The organism is Pseudoroseomonas sp. WGS1072, from assembly GCF_049340465.1.
In the GTDB taxonomy this organism is placed as follows: Bacteria; Pseudomonadota; Alphaproteobacteria; order Acetobacterales; family Acetobacteraceae; genus Pseudoroseomonas.
Genome location: NZ_JBMPSU010000001.1, coordinates 3,424,284 through 3,448,252, shown reverse-complemented (window position 1 = coordinate 3,448,252; position 23,969 = coordinate 3,424,284). Strand labels below are relative to the sequence as shown.

General features: G+C 71.0%; 17 protein-coding genes and 1 tRNA gene. 11 read left to right on the top strand and 7 right to left on the bottom strand.

The genetic code is table 11. The features are described 5' to 3' along the window. Positions 1 to 30 precede the first annotated feature (30 nt). Complete coding sequence (uvrA, locus tag ACF3NH_RS16160; protein WP_422924144.1) at positions 31 to 2,946, bottom strand: excinuclease ABC subunit UvrA; 2,916 nt, start codon at positions 2,944 to 2,946, stop codon at positions 31 to 33. A gap of 280 nt (positions 2,947 to 3,226) precedes the next feature. Between uvrA and ssb the strand changes: the two genes are divergently transcribed. The 11 genes from ssb (at position 3,227) to msrP (ending at position 16,881) form a co-directional block, all read left to right on the top strand. Beyond that, complete coding sequence (gene ssb, locus ACF3NH_RS16155; protein WP_198364916.1) at positions 3,227 to 3,745, top strand: single-stranded DNA-binding protein; 519 nt, start codon at positions 3,227 to 3,229, stop codon at positions 3,743 to 3,745. 135 nt (positions 3,746 to 3,880) lie between these two features. Then, positions 3,881 to 6,376 (top strand): phosphoenolpyruvate--protein phosphotransferase, encoded by a 2,496-nt coding sequence (gene ptsP, locus ACF3NH_RS16150; protein WP_422924142.1) that lies wholly within the window; start codon positions 3,881 to 3,883, stop codon positions 6,374 to 6,376. Continuing rightward, positions 6,366 to 7,295 (top strand): 1-phosphofructokinase, encoded by a 930-nt coding sequence (gene pfkB, locus ACF3NH_RS16145; protein ID WP_422924140.1) that lies wholly within the window; start codon positions 6,366 to 6,368, stop codon positions 7,293 to 7,295. Before ptsP ends, pfkB begins: the two co-directional genes overlap by 11 nt. Positions 7,296 to 7,340: 45 nt before the next feature. After that, positions 7,341 to 9,104, top strand: a complete 1,764-nt coding sequence (locus tag ACF3NH_RS16140) for a fructose-specific PTS transporter subunit EIIC (protein WP_422924138.1) — start codon at positions 7,341 to 7,343, stop codon at positions 9,102 to 9,104. A gap of 211 nt (positions 9,105 to 9,315) precedes the next feature. Beyond that, positions 9,316 to 12,060: a DNA gyrase subunit A gene (gyrA, locus tag ACF3NH_RS16135; protein ID WP_422924825.1), complete on the top strand. Its 2,745-nt coding sequence runs from the start codon at positions 9,316 to 9,318 to the stop codon at positions 12,058 to 12,060. Next, positions 12,053 to 12,577 carry a pantetheine-phosphate adenylyltransferase gene (gene coaD, locus ACF3NH_RS16130; protein WP_422924823.1) on the top strand — a complete coding sequence of 175 codons (525 nt, stop codon included), beginning with the start codon at positions 12,053 to 12,055 and terminating at the stop codon, positions 12,575 to 12,577. Before gyrA ends, coaD begins: the two co-directional genes overlap by 8 nt. Before the next feature lie 7 nt (positions 12,578 to 12,584). After that, a complete protein-coding gene (locus tag ACF3NH_RS16125; protein ID WP_422924136.1) occupies positions 12,585 to 13,160 on the top strand; it encodes a peptidylprolyl isomerase in 576 nt (191 codons plus the stop codon). A 72-nt stretch (positions 13,161 to 13,232) separates the two neighbouring features. Beyond that, a tRNA-Lys gene (locus ACF3NH_RS16120) sits at positions 13,233 to 13,305 on the top strand. 50 nt (positions 13,306 to 13,355) lie between these two features. After that, on the top strand, positions 13,356 to 14,444 hold the full coding sequence (locus ACF3NH_RS16115) for a glycosyltransferase (RefSeq protein WP_198364922.1): 1,089 nt from the start codon (positions 13,356 to 13,358) through the stop codon (positions 14,442 to 14,444). Next, positions 14,441 to 15,883 carry a glycosyltransferase family 39 protein gene (locus tag ACF3NH_RS16110; RefSeq protein ID WP_422924133.1) on the top strand — a complete coding sequence of 481 codons (1,443 nt, stop codon included), beginning with the start codon at positions 14,441 to 14,443 and terminating at the stop codon, positions 15,881 to 15,883. Before ACF3NH_RS16115 ends, ACF3NH_RS16110 begins: the two co-directional genes overlap by 4 nt. A 59-nt stretch (positions 15,884 to 15,942) precedes the next feature. Next, entirely contained in the window at positions 15,943 to 16,881 is a 939-nt protein-coding gene (gene msrP / locus ACF3NH_RS16105) for a protein-methionine-sulfoxide reductase catalytic subunit MsrP (protein ID WP_422924131.1), read from the top strand. Here the strand turns inward: msrP and ACF3NH_RS16100 are convergent. The 6 genes from ACF3NH_RS16100 to ACF3NH_RS16075 form a co-directional block, all read right to left on the bottom strand. Further along, entirely contained in the window at positions 16,845 to 17,318 is a 474-nt protein-coding gene (locus ACF3NH_RS16100) for an NUDIX hydrolase (protein WP_422924129.1), read from the bottom strand. The two genes, msrP and ACF3NH_RS16100, sit on opposite strands and share 37 nt — an antisense overlap. Beyond that, entirely contained in the window at positions 17,315 to 18,349 is a 1,035-nt protein-coding gene (locus ACF3NH_RS16095) for a DUF4340 domain-containing protein (RefSeq protein ID WP_422924127.1), read from the bottom strand. The genes ACF3NH_RS16100 and ACF3NH_RS16095 overlap by 4 nt, the downstream gene beginning before the upstream one ends. A gap of 11 nt (positions 18,350 to 18,360) precedes the next feature. Continuing rightward, the gene (locus tag ACF3NH_RS16090) at positions 18,361 to 20,310 is read right to left on the bottom strand and encodes a GldG family protein (RefSeq protein WP_422924125.1); all 1,950 of its coding nucleotides are present in this window, start codon (positions 20,308 to 20,310) and stop codon (positions 18,361 to 18,363) included. A 3-nt stretch (positions 20,311 to 20,313) separates the two neighbouring features. After that, entirely contained in the window at positions 20,314 to 21,045 is a 732-nt protein-coding gene (locus ACF3NH_RS16085) for an ABC transporter permease (protein WP_422924123.1), read from the bottom strand. Further along, positions 21,045 to 21,773, bottom strand: a complete 729-nt coding sequence (locus tag ACF3NH_RS16080) for an ABC transporter ATP-binding protein (RefSeq protein WP_198364929.1) — start codon at positions 21,771 to 21,773, stop codon at positions 21,045 to 21,047. The genes ACF3NH_RS16085 and ACF3NH_RS16080 overlap by 1 nt, the downstream gene beginning before the upstream one ends. 96 nt (positions 21,774 to 21,869) lie before the next feature. Beyond that, positions 21,870 to 23,951: an ATP-dependent DNA helicase RecG gene (locus tag ACF3NH_RS16075; protein WP_422924121.1), complete on the bottom strand. Its 2,082-nt coding sequence runs from the start codon at positions 23,949 to 23,951 to the stop codon at positions 21,870 to 21,872. Positions 23,952 to 23,969 lie beyond the last annotated feature (18 nt).

The following is a 23,969-nucleotide window of genomic DNA, read 5'->3' as shown; positions in this document are numbered from 1 at the left end:
AGGGCGGTTCGGTGGGACCGCCCTTTACCGTCAGGCCCGCTTGCGCCGCCTGGAGGGCCGCGCTGGCAACAGCGGCGCGAGGAAGCGGCCGGTATGGCTGGCGGCAATGGCCGCCACCTCCTCCGGCGTGCCCTCGGCAACGATCTGGCCGCCGCCATCGCCGCCTTCCGGACCCAGGTCGAGAATCCAGTCCGCGGTCTTGATGACCTCCAGATTGTGTTCGATCACCACCACCGTGTTGCCCTGGTCCACCAACTGGTGGAGCACCTCCAGCAGCTTGCGGACATCCTCGAAATGGAGGCCCGTGGTGGGCTCGTCGAGGATGTAGAGGGTGCGGCCGGTGGCGCGGCGGGAGAGTTCCTTGGACAGCTTGATGCGCTGCGCCTCGCCGCCGGAGAGGGTCGTCGCCTGCTGGCCGAGATGGATATAGCCCAGGCCGACCTCGCGCAGCACGCGCAGCTTCTCGCGGATGGCGGGGACGGCCGAGAAGAACTCCAGCGCCTCGTCCACCGTCATCTCCAGCACGTCCGCGATGGACTTGCCGCGGAACTTCACCTCCAGCGTCTCGCGGTTGTAGCGCTTGCCTTTGCAGGTGTCGCAGGTGACGTAGACATCCGGAAGGAAGTGCATCTCGATCTTCAGCACGCCATCGCCCTGGCAGGCCTCGCAGCGGCCGCCCTTGACGTTGAAGCTGAAGCGGCCCGGCTTGTAGCCGCGCGCCCGGCTGTCGGGCAGTTCCGCGAACCAGTCGCGGATCGGCGCGAAGAGGCCCGTATAGGTGGCCGGGTTGGAGCGCGGGGTGCGGCCGATCGGCGACTGGTCGATGTCGATGATCTTGTCGAGATGCTCCAGCCCCTCGATCCGCTCGTGCGGCGCCGGTACGGTGCCCGCGCCCATCAGCCGGCGGGCGACCGCCTTGTAGAGCGTCTCGATGACGAAGGTGGACTTGCCGCCGCCGGAGACACCCGTCACGCAGGTGAAGGTGCCGAGCGGCAGGCCGGCGGTCAGGCCGCGCAGGTTGTTGCCGGTGGCGCCGACGACACGAAGCATCCGCTTCTCGTCCGGCGCGCGGCGCTTCTCCGGCACGGCAATGGTGCGGCGGCCCGAGAGGTAGTCGCCGGTGATGCTGTCGCGGTTGGCGGCCACCTCCTCCGGCGTGCCCTGGGCGATGACGCGGCCGCCGCCGGCGCCGGCGGCGGGGCCGATGTCGATGAGGTGGTCGGCGGTGCGGATGGCATCCTCGTCATGCTCGACCACGAGCACGGTGTTGCCGAGGTCGCGCAGCCGGCGAAGCGTGCCGAGCAGCCGCTCGTTGTCGCGCTGGTGCAGGCCGATGGAAGGCTCGTCCAGCACATAGAGCACGCCGGTCAGGCCCGAGCCGATCTGGCTGGCGAGGCGGATGCGCTGGCTCTCGCCGCCGGAGAGGGTGGCGGAGGCGCGGGCGAGGGAGAGGTAGTCCAGCCCGACATCCAGCAGGAAGCGCAAGCGCTCGATGATCTCCTTGAGAATGCGGCGGGCGATCTCGGCCCGCTGCGGTGTCAGCGTCGCCTCCACCCCCTCGAACCAGGGCAGGGCCTTGCGGATCGACAACTCGCTGGCCTGGGCGATATGCAGCCCGGCCACCTTGACCGACAGCGCCTCGGGCTTCAGCCGGGCACCCTGGCAGGCATGGCAGGGCTGCTCGGCCTGATAGCGGGACAGATCCTCCCGGACCCAGGGATTGTCCGTCTCGCGCAGGCGGCGGGCGAGATTGGGCAGGACGCCCTCGAAGGGCTTCTTCACCTCGTAGGCGCGCAGCCCGTCCTTGTAGCGCAGCGTCACCGCCTCGTTGCCGGTGCCCTGCAGGATGGCGTTCCGCGCCTGCTCCGGAAGCTCCCCCCAGGGAACCGACATCCTGACCTTCAGGTGCCGCGCCAGGCTGTCCAGGGTCTGGTCGTAGTAGGGCGCGCTGTTGCCGGCCCAGGCGGCCACCGCGCCATCGGCCAGGCTGCGCGTGTCATCGGGCACGACGAGGGCGGGGTCGAAGAAGCTCTCGGTGCCGAGGCCGTCACAGACCGGGCAGGCGCCCTGCGGCGAGTTGAAGGAGAAGAGGCGCGGCTCGATCTCCTCCAGGGTGAAGCCGGAGACGGGGCAGGCGTAGCGGCTGCTGAACACCGTGCGCTCGCCGCCATCGGCATTCTCCGCATAGGCGACGCCATCGGCCAGGCCCAGTGCCGTCTCGAAGGAATCCGCCAGACGCTGCGCCAGGCCGTCATTGCCGACGACCACGCGGTCCACCACGACCTCGATGTCATGCTTCCGGCGCTTGTCGAGCGAGGGCGCGTCCTCGATCCGCATCAGGGTGCCGTTGATCTTCACCCGCTCGAAACCGCGCCGCTGATACTCGGCCAGCTCCTTCCGGAACTCTCCCTTCTTGCCGCGCACCACGGGAGCCAGCAGCAGGAGGCGGGTTCCCTCCGGCATGGCGAGGACGCGGTCCACCATCTGGCTGACCGTCTGTGCCTCGATGGGCAGGCCGGTGGCCGGGGAGTAGGGAATGCCCGCCCTGGCCCAGAGCAGGCGCATGTAGTCATGGATCTCGGTGACCGTGCCGACGGTCGAGCGCGGATTGTGGCTGGTGGTCTTCTGCTCGATCGAGATGGCGGGGGAGAGGCCCTCGATCGAATCCACGTCGGGCTTCTGCATCAGTTGCAGGAACTGGCGGGCATAGGCCGAGAGGCTCTCGACATAGCGCCTCTGCCCCTCCGCGTAGATGGTATCGAAGGCGAGGGAGGATTTGCCGGAGCCGGAGAGGCCGGTGATGACCGTCAGCGTGTGCTTGGGGATATCAAGATCGACATCCTTCAGATTGTGCTGGCGTGCGCCCCGGATCCGGATCTCGTCGTGCTGCCCGGCGGCCTGGGCGGGGTTCCGCCGGGCGGCGGGCAGGTTCGACAGCTTTTTCAACTCAGGCTCCTGCGCACAAGCGTTCGCATTGTGTTCACGTTCGGGTTGTGCCAGCATCACGGTGCGGCGGAAAGAGGCATTCCGTCACCGCAGACAAGTGTGATGCGGCGGGTGGCGGCGGACAGGCTCGCCCGTTAGGTTGCCCCGGGGTGGGTTGCCCTGGGGCGCGCCCCAGGGCGGCGCGCAGAGTCGTGAAACCGGGCTTCCGGGCCATGGCCTGGCCTCCAGGATGGAGGTCCGGCCGGCCGGCGGGGCCGCAGCGTATGAAGGACCGGGCAGCATGGCCGGCAGCGTCAACAAGGTGATCCTGATCGGCAATCTCGGTAGGGACCCGGAGGTGCGGAACTTCCAGAACGGCGGGCGCGTGGTGAATCTGCGCCTCGCCACCACGGACACATATAAGGACCGCGAGGGGAACCGCCAGGAGCGCACCGAATGGCACTCGGTGGCGATCTTCAACGAGCGCATCGGCGAGGTCGCCGAGAAGTATCTGCGCAAAGGCAGCAAGGTCTATATCGAGGGCAAGCTCGAAACCCGGAAGTGGCAGGACCAGGGCGGCCAGGACCGCTATTCGACCGAGGTCGTGCTGCGCAACTTCGGCGGTGAGCTGACCCTGCTGGACGGTCGCGGTGGCGGCGAGGGCGGTGCCCCGTCCGAGGGCGGGGAGCGGTCGGGCGGCTTCGGCGGCCGGTCGGGCGGCGAGCGTTCCGGCGGTGCGGCGTCGCCCCGCCCGCAGCGGGGCGGGTGGGACACGCCCAAGGGCGGCGGCAGCGATCTGGACGACGATATTCCGTTCTGAGCACACGCAGAATTCGGCTCGGGGGCGCTTGGCAGCCCCGCCGGGTCGGCATGATATGTCCTGCTCTCGGCATGGGACGGCTCGCTTCGGCGGGCCGTCGCTTTGTGTCCCGCTGAAGGACAGGAACGCAGGCTCGTGATACTCTCCGCCGACCGCATTCGACTGGCAGCCCATCCTTCCGGCAAGGAGGACGCCATCCGACAGGCCGCGCAACTTCTGGTCGAGACGGGTTCCATAAAACCCGCCTATTCAGACAGCATGATGCGGCGCGAGGAGGAAGCGGACACCTTCCTCGGCAATGGTATCGCCATTCCCCATGGGCAGCGGGCCGATCGCGGCCTGATCTCCAGCACGGGCATCGCGGTGCTTCAGGTTCCCGGCGGCGTGCGCTGGAACGGCGAGGATGTGGCGCGCCTCGTCGTCGCCATCGCGGCGCAGGGCGATGAGCATATCGCGGTGCTGCGCCGGTTGACGGACGTCCTGGGCGAGCCGGAACTAGCCTCCCGCCTGGCGCTGACCACGGATCCGGCGGAGATCCTGGCCGCCCTCGACCCCGAGGCGCCGCTGCCGGCGGTGGCCGCCGCGTCGGAGGGCGACGGACAGGGCCTGACGGCCGCCGTCCAGGCGCCCGCCGCGGCCGGCATGCATGCGCGCCCCGCCAAGGTCCTGGCGCAGCTTGCCAAGGGATTCCGCTCGGACATCCGGCTGCGGCACGGCGAGCGCAGCGCCGACGCGAAGAGCATGATCGCGATCCTGCAGCTGGGCGCCGGTCCCGGCGCGGCCCTGACGCTTTCGGTGGCGGGGCCGGATGCGGAGGAGGCACTGAAGGCGCTGACGCGGGGCTTCGCCGATCAGCTGGGGGATGCCGAGACCACCGCGCCCGCGCCGCCGGATATCGACAGGGCGCCTCAGGTATCCGCGGAGCCCCTGGAGGCAGGCGCGATCGCCGGCCTGCCCGCCAGCCCTGGCATCGCCATCGGCGTGCTGTACCGCTTCCGCTCGGAATCGGCGGGCTTCGCCACGACGGCCAGCGATGCCGTGGCCGAGGAGGCGGCGCTGGAGGCGGCGCTGGAAGCCTCCCGTGCCGAGCTGAAGTCGATGGCGACCGAGATGAGCAGCCGGATCGGCGACAAGCACGCGGCCATCTTCGCCGCGCATGAGGAGTTCCTCGAGGATCCGGAGATCCTGGCCGAGGCGCGGGCCGCCATCGGCAAGGGCGCCTCGGCCCCCGCCGCCTGGCAGGGCGCGACGGAGGCGCGGGCCACGGCGCTGGCCGGCCTCGGGGATGAGCTTCTCGCCGCGCGCGCGGTCGACCTGAAGGATGTCTCGCGCCGCGTGCTGCGCCATCTGGTGGGCGGACAGGAGGTGGTGGCGACCCTGCCTGAGAAGGCCGTGGTGGTGGCCGAGGACCTGACGCCGTCCGAGACCGCCAATCTGGACCCCGCCCGTGTGGTCGGGCTGGTGACGGCGGCGGGAGGGCCCACGGCGCACACCGCCATCCTGGCGCGGGCGCTGGGCATTCCGGCGGTCGTCGCCGCGGGGGCCGGCGTGCTGGATCTCGCCGATGGGACGCCGGTGGTGCTGGATGGCGACCGCGGCCGGCTGCACCCCGATCCCGACGCGGCGGCGCTGGCCCGGGCCGAGGCCGCCATGGCGCGCGGCCGCGACCGGGCCGCCGCTGCCCGGCAGGCGGCCTTCCGCCCCGCGGTGACGCGGGATGGCCGCCGGATCGAGGTGGCAGCCAATGTGCGGCGCCCTGAGGAGGCGGCCGAGGCCGTCGCGGCCGGCGCCGAGGGCAGCGGCCTGGTCCGCAGCGAGTTCCTCTTCGACGACCGGTCGGAGCCGCCGGGCGAGGAGGAGCAGTTCGATATCTACCGCCGGCTGGCGGAGGGCTTCGGCGGCCTGCCGGTCGTGCTTCGGACCCTGGATGCCGGCGGCGACAAGCCGCTGCGCTTCGTGCACCACCCGGCCGAGGCCAATCCCTTCCTGGGCCTGCGCGGCCTGCGGCTGTCACTGGCCGAGCCAGACCTGTTCCGCAGCCAGATCCGCGCGGCGCTGCGAGCGGCGCAATATGGCGATCTGCGCATCATGCTGCCCATGGTCGATGGGCTCGAGGATCTGCGCGCCGCGCGCCGCGCCATCGAGGCGGAGCGTGCCGGGCTTGGCGCTCCCCCGGTCGAGATCGGCATCATGGTCGAGGTGCCTTCGGCCGCGGTGATGGCCGACCAGCTGGCGCGCGAGGCGGATTTCTTCTCCATCGGTACCAATGACCTGACGCAGTACACCCTGGCGGTCGACCGTCTGCACCCCACCCTCGGCAAGCGTTCCGACGCGCTGGACCCGGCCGTGCTGCGGCTGATCGACATGACGGTCCGGGCGGCGCACGCCCGTGGCCGCTGGGTCGGGGTCTGCGGCAACATGGCGGCGGACCCGATGGCGGCACCCATCCTGCTCGGCCTCGGCGTCGACGAACTGTCGGTCTCGATCCCCAATGTCGCCGCCCTGAAGGCGCAGATCCGCGCCCTGACCATGGATCAGGCCGAGGCGGTGGCGCGCGCCGCGCTGGCCTGCGGCAGCGCCGCCGAGGTGCGGGCCCTGCCGGGCCTGCAGGAGCTGGGTCATGCCGGCTGACATCGCCACCATCACTCTCAATCCGGCGCTGGATCTCACCATACCGCTGCCGCGCCTGGAGGTGGGCACCGTCAACAGGGCTGGCGCCGCCGAGCTGCGGCCGGCGGGGAAGGGGGTCAATGTCTCCGTCATGCTGGCGCTGCTGGGCGAGGCCTCCCTCGCCACGGGGCTGCTGGGGGAGGCGGACAGCCCTGCCTTCGAGGCCTTCCTGTCGCCACGGGGCGTCACGCCCGCCTTCCAGCCGGTGGCGGGCCGCTGCCGGATCAACGTGAAGGTGGTGGAGACGGAACGGGGGGAAGTGACGGACATCAACCCGCCCGGTCCCCGGGTCTCGGAACGGGACCTGGACGCCCTGCTGACCCGCCTGTCGCCGCCTCCCTCCCTGGCCGTGCTGTCGGGCAGCCTGCCGCCCGGCCTCTCCGCGGAGGCGCTGGCGCGGGTGACGCGCCATCTGGTCGCCGGCGGTGCCCGGGTGGTGCTGGACAGCAGCGGGCCGGCCTTCGAGGCGGCCCTGCCGGAGCGGCCCTGTCTGGTCAAGCCCAACCGGGACGAGTTGTCGGCGCTCCTGGGGCGTCCCCTGCCGGACCGGGACGCGCTGCTCACCGGCGCGCTTGAACTGCAGGCGAGAGGTGTGAGCCATGTCGTCGTCTCGGCCGGGGGCGAGGGCGCGCTCTTCGTGCTGCCCAATCTCCGCCTCTGGGCCCGGCCGCCCAAGGTGACGCTGACCACCACGGTGGGGGCCGGCGACGCCATGGTCGCCGGCCTGACGGCGGGCCTGCGGCGCGGGCTGGACGCCGAGGCGCTGGCCCGGCTGGCGACCGGATGTGCCGCCGCCGCCGTCTCCCGCCCCCCGGACGCCTCCGCCGATCCGGCGGAGATCGAGCGGCTCGCCAGGGCCACGCAGGTGGAGGTGCTCTGACCGTGTCGCGATCCTCCGTTGCCTCCTTCTTTCCGGACAGCACGCATGCCTCATGATTCCGTCCAGGCCACACCCCTGCGGCTGCTGGCCGTCCTTCGTCATTCCGCCAGTGCGCCCCACCTCGCCATGGCCGCCGAGGCGCTGCGCGAGGCGGCGGAGCGGGCCGGCCTGCTGCTGACCCTCGATCTGCCGGACGCACCGGCGCGCGACGCCGAGGCGGCCGCCGTGCTGCTGGTCGGCGATGCCACGGCGGATGCGGCCCGGCATGCCGGCCGGCCGCTGATCGCCACCACCATCGTCGAGGCGATCCGACATCCGGAGGCCTCCCTCCGCTCCGCTGCGGCGCTGGCGCGCCTGCCCCGCCCCGCGGTGCCAGCCCCGGCGGAAGCGACGCCGGCGGTGCCCGCCGCGGCCGCCGCCGGCCCGGTGGGGTCCCGCCGCCTTGTTGGCATCACGGCCTGCCCGACCGGCATCGCCCATACCTTCATGGCCGCCGCCGCGCTCGAGAAGGCGGCCAAGGCCCTGGGCTACGAGATGCGGGTGGAGACGCAGGGCTCGGTCGGCGCGAAGAACACCCTGACGGACAGCGAGATCGCCGAGGCCGATGCGGTGGTCATCGCGGCCGATACGGGCGTGGACACGGCGCGCTTCGCGGGCAAGCGCATCGTCATCGCGGGGACGGGCGACGCGCTGAAGGACGGGCAGGGGCTGATCAACCGCGCCCTGGCGGCGGAACCGATGGGCGGTGCCGCGCGGGGCGAGGCGGCGCCGACGCCGCGCAAGGCCCAGGCCCCCGGCGTCTACAAGCACCTGATGACCGGCGTATCCTACATGATCCCGCTGGTCACGGCGGGCGGTCTCTGCATCGCCCTGTCCTTCGCCTTCGGCATCGAGGCCTTCAAGGAGCCGGGCAGCCTGCCGGCGGCGCTGTTCCAGATCGGCGCGCAATCGGCCCTGGCGCTGATGGTGCCGGTGCTGGCGGCCTTCATCGCCTTCTCCATCGCGGACCGGCCGGGCCTGGCGCCGGGCTTCGTCGGCGGCGCGCTGGCCAATGCGGTGGGCGCGGGCTTCCTGGGTGGCATCGTCGCGGGCTTCCTGGCCGGCTATATCGCCCGCTTCCTGCGGGACAGGCTGCCCTTCCCGGAGAGCCTCGAAGGCCTGAAGCCGGTCCTGGTCATCCCGCTGCTGGCCTCGCTGGCGACCGGCCTGCTGATGATCTACGTGCTCGGCACGCCGATCGCCGCCGCCCTGGCCTGGCTCACGCAGTTCCTCCAGGGGATGGGGACCTCCAACGCCGTCCTGCTGGGCCTGCTGCTGGGCGCGATGATGGCCGTCGACATGGGCGGGCCGGTCAACAAGGCCGCCTATGCCTTCGGTGTCGGCCTGCTCGGCGCCGAGACCTTCGCGCCCATGGCCGCGATCATGGCCGCCGGGATGACGCCGCCGCTCGGCATCGCGGTGGCGACCCTCATCGCCCGCGGGCGCTTCAGCCAGGAGGAGCGGGATGCCGGCAAGGCCTCGGCCGTGCTGGGGCTGGCCTTCATCACCGAGGGCGCCATCCCCTTCGCGGCCAAGGACCCCGTGCGGGTCATCCCGGCGCTGGTGGCCGGCTCGGCGGTCGCCGGCGGGCTCTCCATGCTCTTCGGCTGCACCCTGCGGGCACCGCATGGCGGCATCTTCGTGGTCGGGATTCCGGGGGCGGTCGGCAATCCGCTGGGCTACCTGATCGCGATCCTCGCCGGGACCGCCGTCACCGCCCTGGCCGTGGCGGTGCTGAAGCGCCATTCTCCGGTCGCGGCCGCCGCCTGAGATCGTGAGCGGCGGTTTGGCGGAAGCCGGCGAAGCGGCTATAAAGACGCTGATTTTCGTGGGGCGGGGCGGCGGGGTGATCCTGCCCGACCCCGGCTCCCGGCGGCGCGTCCGCCCGGGAGGCCAGACCCCGGCTGCTACATAGGAAAACGGCGTGAGCGACAGCGATAACGGCACCGGGCCGTCCGGCCATATTCCGCCCGAGGGCACGATGCCGGTGACGCTCGAGGAGGAGATGCGCCGCTCCTACCTCGACTATGCGATGAGCGTGATCGTGTCCCGCGCCCTGCCGGATGTGCGGGACGGGCTGAAGCCGGTGCACCGCCGGATCCTGTTCTCGATGAACGAGAACGGCTTCACAGCCGACAAGCCCTACAAGAAGTCCGCGCGCGTCGTGGGCGACGTGATGGGCAAATATCACCCTCACGGCGACAGCGCGATCTATGACGCCATGGTCCGCATGGCGCAGACCTTTTCGCTGCGCGTGCCGCTGATCGACGGGCAGGGCAATTTCGGCAGCATGGACGGCGACCCGCCGGCGGCCATGCGCTACACCGAGGCGCGGCTCGCGCGGTCGGCCACGGCGCTCCTGGAAGGCATCGACGAGGACACCGTCGATTTCGGGCCCAACTACGACGAAAGCGCCGAGGAGCCGAAGGTCCTCCCCGCCGCCTTTCCGAACCTGCTGGTGAACGGCGCCAATGGCATCGCCGTGGGCATGGCGACGAACATCCCGCCGCACAACCCCACCGAGGTGATCGATGCCACGCTGGCACTGATCGCCGACCCGGAGACCTCGCTGGAGGATCTGATGAAGATCATCCCGGGGCCCGACTTTCCGACCGGGGCCCTGATCCTCGGCCGCGCCGGCATCCGCTCGGCCTTCGAGACGGGGCGCGGCAGCATCGTCCTGCGCGCCCGCGCCGAGATCGAGGAGATGCGCGGCGGGCGCAGCGCCATCGCCATCTCCGAGATCCCCTACCAGGTGAACAAGGCGGCGCTGATCGAGCGGATCGCCGAGCTGGTGCGCAGCCGCCAGCTCGAGGGCATCAGCGACCTGCGTGACGAGAGCGACCGCTCGGGCCTGCGCATCGTCGTGGAGCTGAAGAAGGACGCGACCCCGGAGGTGGTGCTGAACCATCTCTATCGCTACACCAATCTGCAGACCTCCTTCGCGGTCAACATGCTGGCGCTGCATGAGGGAAGGCCGCAGCAGATGGGCCTTCGCCAGGCCCTGCTGGCGTTCATCGGCTTCCGTGAGGATGTCATCCTGCGCCGGTCGCGCTACCGCCTCGGCAAGGCGCGCGACCGGGGCCATCAGCTGGTCGGCCTCGCCATCGCCGTGGCGAACATCGACGAGGTCATCCGGCTGATCCGCAACAGCCCGGATGCCACCACGGCCCGCGCCGCGCTGATGGACCGGGACTGGCCGGTCGCGGATGTGGGGCCCCTGCTGGCCCTGGTCGATGATTCCGGCAATGTCGTCGTCAATGACACGGTTCGTCTGACCGAGGCGCAGGCGCGCGGCATTCTGGAGCTGCGCCTGCAACGGCTGACCGGGCTCGAGCGCGACAAGATCAATGCCGAGCTGGACGAGGTAGCCGGCCGCATCCGCGAGCTGCTGGAGATCCTGTCCTCCCGCCCACGGCGTCTGGAGCTGATGGCCGAGGAACTGGCCGCGGTTCGCGCGCAGATCGCCTCCTCGCGCCTGTCCGAGATCGTCGACGGCATCGCTGACCAGGATGACGAGAGCCTGGTGGAGCCGGGCCTCATGGTCGTCACCCTGACGCGGGACGGCTATGTGAAGCGCACGCCGCTCGAGACGTTCCGTGCGCAGAATCGCGGCGGCCGCGGCCGCAGCGGCGCCAGCATGCGGCAGGATGATGTGGTGGTCCGCTCCTTCAACGCGCACACGCATCAGTGGGTGCTGTTCTTCACCAGCCGGGGCATCGCCTTCCGCGAGAAGGTGTGGAAGCTGCCCGAGGCGGGGCCGACGGCGCGGGGTCGGTCCCTGCGGCAACTCCTGCAGTTGCAGGAGGAAGAGCTGGTGACGGCGGTGCTGCCGCTGCCGCAGGATGAGAGCCTGTGGGAGAGCCTGCATCTCGTCTTCGCCACGGCGCAGGGCAATGTCCGCCGGAACCGGCTCTCCGACTTCAGGAATGTGCGCTCCTCCGGGCTGATCGCGATGAAGCTGGACGAGGGCGACGGCCTGATCGGTGTGTCCACCTGCCGCGAGGGCGATGACGTGCTGCTGGCGACGCGGGGCGGGCGGGCCATCCGCTTCGTCGCCGATGTCGACACGTTGCGCGTTTTCGCCGGCCGCGATTCGACCGGCGTGCGGGGCATCCGCCTGGGCAAGGGTGACGCGGTCATCGCGCTGTCCGTGCTGCGCCATGTCGATGCTGACGTCGAGGAGCGCAGCGCCTATCTGAAGCAGGCGGCGCAGAAGCGGCGCAGTGGCGAGGAGAGCGCCGAGGCGGCGGCGGAGTCGGAAGCCGCGCTGGCCGAGGAGAATGCGGAGGCGGCGCGGGCCGAGGTGTCGCTCTCGGTCGAGCGCATGGCCGAGCTGGAAGAGGCGGAGGAGCTGCTGCTCACCGTCACCGACGGCGGATTCGGCAAGCGCAGCTCCGCCTACGAGTACCGCGTCACGGGGCGGGGCGGGCAGGGCATCGCCAATATCAACCTGACGCCGCGCACCGGGCGGGAGGTGGTCGCCACCTTCCCGGTGCGGGGCGGCGACGACGTGATGCTGATCACCGACAGCGGCCGGCTGATCCGCATGCCGGTGGATCAGGTGCGCGTGACGGGCCGGCAAGCCATGGGCGTGACGCTGCTGCGGCTCGACGAGGGCGAGCGTGTTTCCTCTTGCTTCACCGTTGTGGAGGAGCAGGGCGTCGATGAGCCGGGGCCCGACGCGACCGCCGACGGCGCGGGGATGGGAGATGAGGATGTCTGAGCGCGGCCTGCGCACCGGCGTCTATCCGGGCACCTTCGACCCCGTCACCAACGGGCATCTCGACATCATCCATCGCGCCGCCCGGATCCTCGACCGCCTGGTGATCGGTGTGGCCATGAATGCCGGCAAGGGGCCTCTCTTTCCGCTGGAGGAGCGGGTCGCGCTGGTAAAGGCCGAGACGCGCCCGATCGCGGCGCGCACGGGCACCGTCATCGAGGTGGTGCCGTTCGAGAGCCTGCTCGTCGGTTTCGCGCGGGAAGTGGGCGCGCAGGTGATCGTCCGCGGGCTGCGCGCCGTGACCGACTTCGACTACGAGTTCCAGATGGCCGGGATGAACCGCCGGCTCGATCCCGAGATCGAGCTGCTCTTCCTCATGGCCAGCGAGGGCAACCATTTCATCTCCTCGCGTTTCGTGAAGGAGATCGCGCGGCTCGGGGGCGATATCAGCACCTTCGTGCCGCGCCTGACGTGCGACCGCACCCTTGAGAGGGTCCGGCAGCCGACCACCGGGGAGTGACACACGGATGCGACGCCGCACCCTGCTCGCCAGCACCATAGCCGTCACGGGGATCACCATGACCGAAGCCACGAATGAAGCCGCCGCCCAGGGCGACGACCGCGAGAACACCCTCTATTTCGACCTGAAGGACGGCCGCGTCGCCATCAAGCTGCGCCCCGATCTCGCGCCGCAGCATGTCGATCGCATCAAGACCCTGGTCCGCCAGGGCTTCTATGACGGCACGCCCTTCCACCGCGTGATCGAAGGCTTCATGGCCCAGGGCGGCGACCCGACCGGCACCGGCACGGGCGGTAGCCAGTTGCCCGACCTGCCGGCCGAGTTCAGCCCGCCGGCCAAGGCCCGCTTCCTGCGCGGCGTCTGCGGCATGGCGCGCACCGCCAATCCGAACTCCGCCAACAGCCAGTACTTCATCATGTTCGCGCCGGCGCCCAGCCTGGACGGCCAGTACACCATCTGGGGCCAGGTCGTCTCCGGCATGGAGTTCGTGGACAAGATCAAGCGCGGCGCCGGGCAGAGCGGCATGGTCCGCGAGCCCGACCGTCTGGTGAAGGCGCAGATCGCCGCCGACGTTCCGGCCTGAGCGCGGTGTCGGCCTGACACCTACGACTTGACACTGGAGCCGAGGCCGTCATCTTCCGCCTCGGCCCAGCCTGTGCCCGTAGCTCAGCCGGTAGAGCACGAGACTTTTAATCTTGGGGTCCAGGGTTCGAGTCCCTGCGGGCACATTCCCACCGGCGCTGGCAAGCCCGCCCCAGGGGCGCTAAGCAGCGCGACGATGTCTTCCCCGACCCTCTCCGTCGTTGTTCCCTGCTACAACGAGGCCGAGAATATCGGCCCCATGGTGGCACGCCTGGAGGCAAGCCTTCAGGGCATCGCCTGGGAGGCCATCTTCGTGGACGACAACAGCCCCGATGGCTCTTGGCGCATCGCGCGGCAGATCGCGGACGGCGATCCGCGCATTCGCTGCATCCGCCGCGTCGGGCGGCGCGGGCTCGCCTCGGCCTGTGTCGAGGGCATGCTGTCCTCATCGGCCGAGTACGTGGCCGTCATCGATGGCGATCTGCAGCACGACGAGAGCCTGTTGCCCAGGATGCTGGAGACCCTGCGGCGGGGCGAGGCGGATATCGCCGTGGGCAGCCGCCATGTGGGGGGCGGTGCCGCGACCGAGGGCTTCTCGGCCCTGCGGAGCCGGATCAGCGATGGGGGAAAGGCCCTGGCGCAGATCATCCTTCCCGTGCCGGTGGCCGATCCGATGAGCGGCTTCTTCATGCTGCGCCGCGACCTGATCGAGGACATGGCGCCCCGGCTGACGAACCGCGGCTTCAAGATCCTGCTGGACATCCTGCTCTCCGCGCGGCGGAAGCTGCGCGTCGTCGAGCTGCCTTATGTGTTCCGCCCCCGCCTGGCCGGCGAGTCGAAGCTCGATGCCACGGTCCTGATCGAGTTCCTCACCCTGCTGCTGGACAAGGCGACGGGCGGCTTCCTGCCCCTCCGATTCCTCTCCTTCGCTCTGGTGGGAGGGATCGGGCTCGTGGTCCATCTGGCGGTCCTGTCGCAGGCCCTCCATGTCCTGCCCTTCGCCGGGGCGCAGTGGCTGGCCAGCTTCGTCGCCATGACCGTCAATTTCTGGCTCAACAACCGGATCACCTTCAGCGACGCCCGCCTGCGCAGGAAGGCCCTCTGGCGCGGCCTGCTGCTGTTCTATGTCGTCTGCGGCATTGGCGTGGCGGCCAATGTCGGCGTCGCCAGCCTGCTGTTGCGCGATGAGCTGGCCAACTGGGGCGTGGCGGGCGCGGCGGGCGCGCTGCTGACGCTGGTGTGGAACTACGCGGTATCGGCCACGCTGGTCTGGCGCGCCCGATGAGCCGGCGCTCCTGGCTCATCGCCCTCCTGGGGCTGACGCTGCTGCGCCTTCTCGCCGCCGCCTTCCTGCCGCCGGCCCCGGACGAGGCCTATTACTGGGTCTGGGGGCGCGCCCTGGCGCCTGGCTACTACGACCATCCACCCATGGTCGCGCTCTGGACCGCCCTGGGCAGCCTGCTGGCCGGCGACACGCCCCTCGGCCTTCGCCTGCTCGGCCCTCTGGGCGTGGCGGTGGCCTCGGTTCTGCTGGCGCGGGCGGGCGACCTGCTGTTCCCCGGCCGCCAGGTCGGCCCCTGGGGCGCGGCGTTGCTCAACGCGACGCTGCTCTTCGGCGCCGGCTCCGTGCTGATGACGCCGGACACCCCCTTGCTGGTGTTCTGGTGCGCCGCGATCTGGGCCCTGGCGAAGCTGCGGGCAAGCGGGGAGGGGCGGTGGTGGCTGGCCTTCGGCCTTCTCGCCGGCTGCGCGCTGCTGTCCAAGTACACGGCGGTGCTGCTGGGCGCCGGCGTGCTGATCTGGCTTCTCGTCGAGCCGGGGATGCGGTCCTGGTTCGGCCGCTGGCAGCTCTGGGCCGGCGGCGCCCTGGCCCTCCTCGTCTTCACGCCCGTGATCCTCTGGAACGCCTCGCATGGCTGGGCCAGCTTCGCCAAGCAGGGCGGCCGGGCGGGAAGCGCCGGCACGGGGTCCTCCTGGCGCTACCTGGCGGAGCTGATCGGCGGGCAGGCGGGGTTGGCGACGCCGATTGTCTTCCTGCTCTGCATCGCCGGCACGGCGGCGGCCTGCTCGGCCTGGTATCGTCGCCGGGACGCGAATGCGGGGCTGCTGGCGGCGCTGACCCTGCCGGCGGCGGCGCTCTTCGTCTGGCAGGCGACGGGCAGCCGGGTCCAGGGCAACTGGCCCGCCATCCTCTACCCGACCGCCTGCCTGGCGGCCGCGGCCTGCCTGGGCACGCGATGGCTCCGTTGGCGCCGCCCGGCCGTGGCGCTCGGCCTGGGCCTGACCGTCCTGGTGCTGGTGCAGGCGGCCTTCGCTCCTTTGCCGCTTCCGCGCCGCAGCGACCCGACACTGGCACGGCTCGCCGGCTGGGCGGAGTTGGCGGAGGAGGCCGAGAGGGCGCGGCGCGGAGCAGGCGCCGCCTTCCTCGCCGCTGAGGAGTACGGGCTGGCCAGCGAGCTTGCCCTGCACCTTTCCGGCGTGCCGGTGATCGCCGTGGGGGACCGCTGGGATCTTTTCGATCTGCCGGCGCCGGTTCCGGGGGAGCAGGGCCTTCTCCTGCGCAGCCTGCGGCGCGACGGCCCCCCGCTCTGGCCCGGTGCCGAGGCCGTGGGCGAGGTCGTTCGCAGCCGGAAAGGTATCCCGGCGGAAGGCTACCGGCTCTACCGGGTCGTGGTGCCCGCCGGTCCGGGGCCGGACATGGTGGTGCTTCCTCAACGCCGCTGAGGCCCTGGTCCTTCAAGGCGGGCCACCCACATGCATCCAACCCAGGGAGGATGCCCGAGATGATGATCCATAGAGCACGTGGCTGGGAACTGCCCGAAACGGCGGTGACGCCGGAGAACTGGGTGCTGGGCCGCCGTCGGGGCCTGGGCCTCGCGGCGGGCCTCATCGCCGGCCTCGGCCTGCCCGCGGCGGCGAGGTCCCAAGGGGGTGCCCCGGTGGCCCGCAACGAGCGTTTCACGCCCGGCCGGGCCCTGACGCCGGAGCGTGAGGCCACCAGCTACAACAACTACTATGAATTCGGCTCCGGAAAGAACGTGAGCTCGGCGGCCGGCCGTCTGCCGCAGCGGCCCTGGACCATCCGGCTGGAAGGTCTGGTGGAGAAGCCCCAGGAACTGGACCTCGACGATCTGCTGAAGCGCGTCTCCCTGGAGGAGCGGGTCCTGCGTCACCGCTGCGTGGAAGCCTGGGCCATGACCGTTCCCTGGACCGGCTTTCCCATGGCCGATCTGGTGCGCCTCGCCGCCCCGACCGCTGCTGCCAAGTTCGTCGTGTTCGAGACGGTGCGCGACACCGCCGTCATGCCGGGGCTGCGGCAGAGCTGGTATCCCTGGCCCTATACCGAGGGCTGCACCATGGCCGAGGCCATGAACGAGCTCTGCTTCCTCGCCGTTGGCCTCTACGGCAAGCCGGTGCCGCCGCAGAATGGCGGGCCGATCCGGGTGCTGTTTCCCTGGAAGTACGGCTTCAAGAGCGGCAAGGCGCTGGCCCGGATCCGCTTCACCGACACGCGGCCGGTCAGCTTCTGGGAGAAGCTGCAGCCCAGCGAATACGGCTTCTGGGCGAATGTGAATCCCGAGGTGTCGCACCCTCGCTGGAGCCAGGCGACGGAGCGCCTGCTGGGCAGCAACGAGCGGGTGCCGACGCGGATCTACAATGGCTATGGCGAGTTCGTCGCCGATCTCTATCGTGGGCTGGACGGAGAGAAGCTTTTCCTCTGATCGGTCTCCGCCAGCCGGCGGCGGCCCTCCTCGATGGCGCGGAGGGCCTCCGACCAGAGCCCCAGCCCGGCCAGCTCGGCGGGGGAGAACCAGCAGGCCTCGCTGACGTCATCCCCGGGAACGACCTGGCCATCCTCCCAGCGGCCGGCGAAGTCGATGATGGTGTAGTGGAAGCGGGTGCGGTCCAGATCATCCCGGGCCAGGGCATCGACCACCACGGCCAGGACCAGGGGGCCGACCGTGATGCCGGCTTCCTCCAGAAGCTCCCGCCTCCCGGCCTCCTCCGCCGTCTCGCCCAGATGCTGCGCGCCGCCGGGGATCGACCATTCTCCCTGGCGGGGCGGCTTGCTCCGCCGCACCAGCAGCACCTCCTCGCCGCGGAAGGCGATGACCCCGACCCCGATCCAGGGCCGGTCGGGATATTCTCGGCTGCTCACGGCGCCGGCGCCCGGGCGGGCTCCTGGCGGGCGGGCTCCTCGCGGCGCAGATCCTCCAGCCGGGGCAGGAAGGCCTTGGCCTTCCAGGCACCGACCTGATAGGCCCAGCCACGCCAGCGGGCATTCAGGGCCGCCGCCTCGCCGCCGCCGGAGGCCGCCAGGCGCAACCACACGGCTTCCCCCTCCTGATTCAGGCGGACCTGGATCGCCAGTCCATCCGTCAGCGTGAAGCGGGCTTCCCCCGCTTCCGATCCGGGAATCTCCGCCTCGCGCCGCACATCCGTCAGCGTCAGGAACTCGAAGGCGCCGGCCACATTGTCCAGGCTGCTCTGCTCCGTCGGCGGCGCGTCGGGCGGGGCGACAAGGACGAGGCGCCCATCCGGCCCCTCGCTCCGTGCCAGGACCACGGGCGCCGTGCCCGCGCGTGACACCTCGGCGCGCAGCATGCGCTCGCGCGGGAGGCTGGCGAGGTCGCGATCGATCCAGAGCTGGGGGTCGGCGTCGAGCGGCAGGCGGCCTTCGGCCAGCCAGGCCTGATCCTCATCCGGGCGGCGGACATAGACGCTTTCGGGGACATTCCCCTGTGTCCGCACGCGCCGTCGGCCGACCACCAGCTCGGCGATGACCGCGCCCGTCTCGTCCAGCACCCGCAGCAGGGACGCGGTCGAACCCTCCCTGGACGGATCCCGCAAGCCCAGCCGCTCGAACATGGCCGGATCGCTGGTGCGCGGCTCGGTCAGGCGCAGCTCGGTCAGGCCGACCAGGACTTCCCGCACCTTCTCAGGGCGGGCGGGATAACCGGCCTTCTCCGGCAGGACCCAGGCCTCGCCCTGGCGGATCACGCTCAGTCGGCCGTCATGCCGCTCGACCTCGATGCGCGCCGCCGCGGCCAGCCGCGTGGCGAGGTCACGGAACATCAGGGGCGCGGACCCGGTCTCCGGAGGCGGCGGGCCGCCGGAGCCGAGCAGGACGACCGCGCCGGCCGAAAGCGCGGCGGCGCCACTCAGGAGCAGGAGGGATCGGCGTTGCATGGCGTGCTCCCTCAGCCCCGCGCGGCGCTGCGACGGCGGCCCCGGGCCAGGGCGAGGCCAATCGCGAAGAGCGTCAGCAGGATCGGCACCAGGGCGATGTTGAGGACGCGCAGGGTGGTCTCCAGCCGTTCGATGTCACGGCGCAGCTCGAGCTGAACGCCGCGGAGCTGGCCGCGCGTCGCGACGATCTCCGCCCTGGCCTGGTCGATTTCCGCCCTCTGCTCGGGCGTGATGACCGCCTGGGCCTGGCCGCCAGCCGCGCCGGTGCCCTGACGCAGCTCGCGCAGGCGGCGCTCCGTGGCCTCCAGCTTGCGGGTCAGGTCCTGTTCGGTCTGCCGGTATCTGGCCTCAGCATCGCGGCGGATCTCCTCCACCACACCGAAGGGGCGCAGCGATTCGCCCCGGGAGCGCAGGCCGATCAGGGCGTCGCCGCCGGCCAGGGTGTCGGTCAGATTGGCCACCAGGGCGCCGTTGTCACTGAAGGGGGTCGCTGTCTGCTGCCCGAGGAAATCCTGGACCTGGACCCAGAAACGGTCCTCCAGCAGATCGGAGTCGTTGGCGACGACGAGATTGGCCGGTCCCTCGCTCTTATCCAGATGGGCCGGCAGGCCCTCCTCGCGCGCCACACCTTCCGGCAGGGCGGGCGGGCCATCCAGGAAGGCGCTGCGCAGCATGCCACGGGCGCGGGCCAGCAGAACGTGGTGCTGGCCGTCGGGGCGGAACTCGGCCAGCAGCCGGGCTGGGTCGGGGCTTTCGCGCACACGGGCCACGTCCACCAGCATCGCGCGGTCGCTGCTGGTGATCAGCGGCGTGAACTCGATCGGGGCGTCCGGCCTGTGCCGCACCTCGCCGGCCGAGGCGAAGGTGACCTGCTGCAGATCGGCCGTGGCCACGTCGCTCCGCGTCAGCGAATCGCCGGTGGTGTTGAACCAGGCCAGGTAGTCCACCGCCTGCACGCGATCCTGCGGATTGGCCCGGACGCGCCAGGCGCCGCGCTGGTCGAGCACCACCTTGTCGCGCGGCGTCTCGATGCCCCAGGCATTCAGCAGGCGGTCCAGGCCCGATGCCGTGTCCCGCACCGGCTGCCCGTTCGGGCCGGGACGCGAGGCCTGGCTCTCGCTGTGCGGATCGGTCATCGCGAAGAGCTTGCCGCCGCGCATGACGAACTGATCGATGGCGTAGAGCATCGCCTCCGGCAGGTTCTGCGGCTGCGCGACGATCAGCACCTCGACATCGGGATCGATCCGCTGCGTCTCGGGCGCGATCTCGCGCAGGGAGAAAAACTGCCTGAGCTGGTTGGCGATGACGAAGGGCTGGCCGGCGCCCGGCACGCGCATCATCAGCGCGCGGGGGTCGCCATTCAGGGGCAGTGCCGAAAGCAGTCCCACCACCGGCCGCCGGGGGTTGGACAGTTCGTGGATCAGCCGCGTCAGATCGTATTCCAGGAACCGCTCGCGTTCGGGCTGCAGGAACGGCAGCACGCGTTCGTCGTCGATCAGGTTGGTTCCGGCAATGCCGAAATAGACCTGCTCTCCCGTCTGGTCGATCGGCACGCCCTGGATGCCGTAGGAGAGGGCGCGGTCCTCCGTCTCGCTGAAGGGTTCGGGGTCCAGGAACTCCAGCCGCAGCCTGCCGTCCGATGCGCTGGCATATTCCTGCAGCATCTCGCGCACCCTGTCGGCATAGGCGCCGAAGACCGGCGCGGCGCCGCCGAGCTGCCGCGAATAGAACAGCCGCAGCGTGATGGGATCCCGCAGGCCGGACAGCACCTGCCGGGTTCCGTCCGAGAGCGTGTAGAGATGCTGCTGGGTCAGATCGAGCCGGGCATGAGGAAGCAGCCGCGCGGCCAGCAGATTCACCGACACGGCCAGCACCAGGGCCGCCGCCAACCCGGCCAGGGAGTAGAGCAGCCGGCCGGAAGCGAGGGGCGGGGCGGCGGGGGAAGGGGAGGTCCGGGGCATCGTTCAGTCGGCCTTCCGGTGATCGACGGCCAGGGTGTTGGCGAAGAGCCAGAAGCCGATGAAGGTGCCGAAGAAGATCAGATCGCGCAGGGCGACGATGCCGCGCGAGAGGTCGCCGAGGCGTTCGGTGACGGAGATGCCGCGCGCGATCTCCGCCATGACGGGGATGCGGCGCGACAGGAAATCCGTGACGACCGGGCTGCCCGAGGCGGCGAACAGGAAACAGACCGCGACGGCCAGCACGAAGGCGACGACCTGGTTCTTGGTCAGCGCGGAGATGGCGGCACCGATGGAGAGATAGGCCCCGGCCACGAGAAGGCAGCCGATGTAGCCGGTGGCGATGACGCCATTGTCGGGCCGCCCGAGATAATTGACCGTCAGCACCAGGGGGAAAGTCAGCGCCAGCGCGATGCCGCAGAACAGCCAGGCCGCCAGGAACTTGCCCAGCACGGCCTGCCACTGCGTGACGGGCAGCGTCAGCAGGAGCTCGATGGTGCCGAGGCGGCGCTCCTCGGCCCAGAGCCGCATGGTGAGGGCCGGCACCAGGAAGAGGAACAGCCAGGGCACGAAGCCGAAGAAGGGCTGCAGATCCGCCGTTCCGCGGTCGAAGAAGTTGCCGAGGGTGAAGGTCAACGTGCCGGACATCACGAGGAAGATGACGATGAAGACATAGGCGACGGGGGTGGCGAAGTAGCCGGCCAGCTCCCGCCGGGCGATGGTCAGCGCGGCCGCCATCACGGCGCCTCCTGCGACAGGGTCAGCTCGCGGAAGACGGCATCCAGCGAGGGGCCGCGCCGGGCCAGCTCCGCGGGCGTCGCATCCGCCAGCAGGCGCCCGCGCGCGATGATGATGGCGCGCGTGCAGATCGCCGAGACCTCCTCGAGGATATGGGTCGAGATGATGATGGCCTTGCTCGGCGCCATCTGTCCGATCAGGCGGCGCACCTCATGCTTCTGGTTGGGGTCGAGGCCATCGGTAGGCTCGTCCAGCACCAGCACCGGCGGATCGTGCAGCAGCGCCTGGGCCAGGCCGACGCGGCGCTTGAAGCCCTTGGACAGGGTCTCGATGGGCTGCAGTCGCACGCCCTCCAGCGTGGTCAGCCGCATGGCATGGGCCACGCGCTCGCGTTCCTCGCCGCCGCGGTAGCCGCGGATGCGCGCGACGAAGCCCAGGAAGGACTGCACCGTCATCTCGGGATAGGTGGGCGCGCCCTCAGGAAGATAACCGAGTTGCCGCTTGGCTTCGACAGGCCGGGCGACGACATCCTCGCCGCAGATCCGCGCCGCCCCCGCGCTCGGCGTCACGAAGCCGGCGAGCATCTTCATGGTGGTCGATTTGCCGGCGCCGTTCGGTCCGAGGAAGCCCAGCACCTCGCCACGGGCGACCTGGAAGGACACGTTGTCCACGGCGGTGAAGGTACCGAAGCGCTTGGTCAGACGGTCGATCTCGATGAGTGCGGACAACCGCGCATACCCCCTGCAGGACCGGATGCCGGTCCGGTTTAATCGTGGCAGGAGGGTTTGCAAGCCCCGGCGCTGTATCGGATTGTCGCGGCGGACTCAGCCCGCGGCGAGCGGAGCGAGGGTGAGGTCATGGCCGAACAGGGCCAGCAGCATCCGGGCCGCGCGCCCGCGCGGCGTGGCCCGCAGCTCCGGGTCCTTCTCCAGCAGCAGCGCGGCGTCCTGATGGGCCATGCGGATCATGCCGCCGTGGCGCTGCGGATCGGCGATGCGGCGGCCCAGGCGGCCAGCCTGGCGAAGGCCGAGCGCATCGCCGCCGCCGCGGTGGTCGAGATCGGCGTCGGCGATGACGAAGCCGTCCTGCGTGTCCCGGAGCACGGCCAGCCGGCGCTGCTCGGATTCGTTCAGCTCGGCGGAGGGGAGCAGCAGGCAGAAGGACTGCGCCGGACCGCGGCCCACGCGGCCACGCAGCTGGTGAAGGGCGGCGAGGCCGAAACGCTCGGCCTGTTCGATGATCATGATGGTGGCGTCCGGCACGTCCACGCCGACCTCGACCACCGTCGTGGCGACCAGGAGCTGCGCGCGGCCGGAGGCGAAGTCCTGCAGGGCGGCCTCGCGGACCTCCAGCTTCTGGGCGCCGTGGGCCAGGCGGACCTTGTCGCCGAACAGGGCGGCCAGCTCGGCGAAGGTGGTCTCCGCGGCGGCGTTGTCGTGCCTCTCGCCTTCCTCCACCGCCCGCACCACCCAGTAGGCCCGGTGCCCGGCGGCGAAGGCGGCGCGCAGCCGCGCCGTCAGCTCCGCGCGCCGCTCGCGGCTGATGATCCGCGTCACGATGGGCTGCCGTCCGGCGGGCCGGCCCTCGAGCCGGCTTACCGCCATGTCTCCCCATTGCGTCAGCAGCAGCGTGCGGGGGATCGGGGTCGCGGTCATGACCAGGACATCGGTCGTGCCCTTCTCGGCCAGGGCCAGGCGCTGCGCCACGCCGAAGCGATGCTGCTCGTCCACAACCACAAGGCCGAGGTCATGAAAGGCCACCCCCTCCTCGATCAGCGCGTGGGTGCCCACGACCAGGGGGAGATCACCCCGGGCCAGCCCTTCGAGCACCTGCCGCCGCGCCTTGCCCTTGACCGAGCCGGCGAGCAGCGCGCAGGGCACCCGCGCCGCGCCTGCCAGCTTCTCCAGCGTCCTCAGATGCTGCCGGGCCAGCAGTTCGGTGGGCGCCATCAGCGCCGCCTGGGCGCCGCCCTCGACGGCACGCAGCATGGCCAGCACGGCAATCAGCGTCTTGCCGGCGCCGACATCGCCCTGCAGCAGGCGGAGCATGCGCCGCGGCGCCGCCAGGTCGGCATCGATCTCCGCCAGGGCCCGCTCCTGCGCGGCGGTGGGCGGGAAGCCGAAGGCCTTCAGGGCGGCCTCCCGGAGCAGGCCGCTGCCGATCAGGGCACGCCCCGGGCGGTGCAGGACGGTACGGCGCACCAGGCCGACGGCGAGCTGTCCGGCCAGCAGCTCGTCATAGGCCAGCCGCTCGCGCGGTGCCTCGGGAGGCGGCTCGTCCGGCATCTGCAGGGCGCGCAGGGCCTCGCCGAAGGCAGGCCAGCGGCGCCGTGCCAGGAGGTTGCGATCCTGCCATTCGGGCAGGTCGGGCAGGGCCCCGCACGCCTCCGCCATGGCGCGCCCGACATCCCGCTGACCGAGGCCGCGCACCAGCGGCCAGATGGGCTGGATCTCGGGAATGTCGTCGGGCGGAGAGACGAAGTCGGGGGCCTCCATCTGCCAGCGGTCTCGGAAGCGCTTCATCCGCCCGGACACGCGACGGACCGCGCCCTCCGGATAGGTGCGGCCGAGCCAGGCGCCGAGCCAGGAGCGCCGGCCGAAATAGATCAGGTCGAGAAGGCCGGCCGGCGACTCGCAGCAGACCGACCAGGGCTGCGTCGGGCTGCGGGGCGGCTGGACGCTGAGCACCCGGACCTCCAGCGTGGCGACCTCGCCTTCCTGCGGCAGGCTCGCCCGGCGGTCCTGGTAGCGTTCCGGCATGTGGAAGAGCAGGTCGATCAGCCTGTCGCCCTCGACGGCCTGGGCCAGGCGCTTCCGTTTCTCCTCCGGCAAGGGCAGGCTGGACAGCGGCGCCAGGAGCGGCGCCGCCGGATACAGTTCGGCCTCTTGGGCTGACATGATTCCCATCAGCCTCTATATGCCAGC